Here is a 2,144-nt window from a genome sequence, read left to right as displayed (position 1 = left end):
CGCCGCCCCGATGCGGCGATGCAGGCGTTGCTGCGCATCATCGAGAAGGAGCCCGAGGCCGTGCGCCGGGCGCTCGCATCCTGAAGGCACCCGTCCCCGGAGCCCCCATGACCCCCATCCTCTCCGTCCGGGATCTCGCCACCGCCTTCCGGGTCGACGGGCACTGGCGCCCGGTGGTGCGCGGCGTGTCCTTCGACATCGGCCCGCGCGAGACCGTCGCGCTGGTGGGCGAGTCGGGGTCGGGCAAGAGCGTCACGGCCCTCTCGCTCATGCGGCTCACCCCGCGCGACGCCAGCCGGATCACCGGCGCGGTGCGGCTCCAGGGCCGCGACCTCCTCGCCCTGCCCGAGGCCGAGATGCGGCGCGTGCGCGGGGGCGACATGGCGATGGTCTTCCAGGAGCCGATGACGAGCCTCAACCCGGTGCTCACGGTCGGCTTCCAGATCGCCGAGGCGCTGGTGACGCATCGCGGCCTGTCGCGCGGGCAGGCGGAGGCCGAGACGGTGCGGCTGTTCGACAAGGTGCGCATCCCGGCGGCGGCCTCGCGCGTCCACGACCACCCGCACCGCTTCTCGGGCGGCATGCGCCAGCGGGTGATGATCGCGATGGCGCTCGCCTGCCGGCCCAAGCTGCTGATCGCCGACGAGCCGACCACCGCCCTCGACGTCACCATCCAGGCCCAGATCCTCGACCTCATCAAGCTGCTGCAGGACGAGGAGGGCATGTCGGTCCTGTTCATCACCCACGACATGGGCGTGGTGGCGGAGATCGCCGACCGCACCGTGGTGATGCTGGACGGGCGCGCCGTGGAGAGCGGGCCGACGGAAGACATCTTCCGGCGCCCGACCCATCCCTACAGCCGCGCGCTGCTCGCCGCCGTGCCGGCGCTCGGCGCCATGCAGGGCCGCGCCCGCCCGACCCGCTTCCCCGTCGTGGACCGCGTCACCGGCGAGGCCGCCGAACCGGGCGAGGTGCCCGACACGGTCCAGCCCGCCACCCTGCTGGAGGTCCGCAACCTGACGACGCGGTTCGAGCTGCGCGGCGGCCTGTTCGGGCGCCTGCGCGGCCGCGTGCACGCGGTCGAGAACGTCTCCTTCGACCTCCAGGCCGGGGAGACGCTGGCGCTGGTCGGCGAGTCGGGCTGCGGCAAGTCCACCACCGGCCGCTCGGTGCTGCGCCTGATCGAGCCGCTGGCGGGCACGGTGCGCCTCGACGGCGAAAACATACTGGGCCTTCCGCCGCGCGCGCTGCGCGAGCGGCGGCGGCGCATGCAGATGATCTTCCAGGATCCCTTCGCGAGCCTCGACCCGCGCATGAGCGTGGGGGCGGCCATCGCCGAGCCGCTGCTCATCAACCGCCTCGCCTCGCGCCGGGAGGCCGAGGCCCGGGCGGCCGACCTCCTCGGCCGCGTCGGCCTCAAGCCCGAGATGGCCGGCCGCTACCCGCACGAATTTTCCGGCGGCCAGCGCCAGCGCATCTGCATCGCCCGGGCGCTCGCCCTCGAACCGAAGCTGATCGTCGCCGACGAGTCGGTCTCGGCCCTCGACGTCTCGGTGAAGGCGCAGGTGATCAACCTGATGCTCGACCTGCAGGCGAGCCTGCACCTCGCCTACCTGTTCATCTCCCACGACATGGCGGTGGTGGAGCGGGTGAGCCACCGGGTGGCCGTGATGCACCTGGGCGAGATCGTCGAGATCGGCCCGCGCGCGGCGGTCTTCGGGGCGCCCCAGCATCCCTACACCAAGACGCTGCTCGCCGCCGTGCCGGTGCCGGACCCGGCCCGCCGCGGCACCCGCCACGGGGTGCGCGCCGACGAGATCAGGAGCCCGATCCGCCCCGTGGACTACGTGCCGCCCGAGCGCCGCTACCGCGAGGTCTCGCCCGGGCACCTCGTGCAGGTCTGGGGGGCGGAGTGGGAGGCGGCTGCCGCGGCGGCGTGAGCGCGGTCGGGTGGGTGCGGTGCGCCGCCCAGACCCGCCTCGGGTTACGCAGACTAGGCACCCGCTTGGCAGTCGCCGAACGAGCAAGGCGCGGGGACCCCTATCCCATGCGGGCTAGCCTATTCACACATCGCCGAATGAGGCGCGGGAACTCCTCTCCCCGCACGCGGGGAGAGGGCTGCTTGCACCTTGTCGTGCAAGCAG

General features: G+C 73.3%; 1 protein-coding gene. It reads left to right on the top strand.

What is annotated here, in order from left to right:
* Positions 1 to 107 precede the first annotated feature (107 nt).
* Positions 108 to 1,940, top strand: a complete 1,833-nt coding sequence (locus tag ACKUB9_RS34215; RefSeq protein WP_407519565.1) for an ABC transporter ATP-binding protein — start codon at positions 108 to 110, stop codon at positions 1,938 to 1,940.
* Positions 1,941 to 2,144 lie beyond the last annotated feature (204 nt).

Source organism: Methylobacterium oryzisoli (assembly GCF_046557895.1).
GTDB lineage: Bacteria > Pseudomonadota > Alphaproteobacteria > Rhizobiales > Beijerinckiaceae > Methylobacterium > Methylobacterium oryzisoli.
Note: the sequence above shows the minus strand (reverse complement) of the source record. Positions and strands in the feature narration are given on the sequence as shown.

Excerpts from the sequence above, each read along its gene's own strand:
- ACKUB9_RS34215 (WP_407519565.1), top strand. The coding sequence starts at position 108 with ATGACCCCCATCCTCTCCGTCCGGGATCTCGCCACCGCCTTCCGGGTC.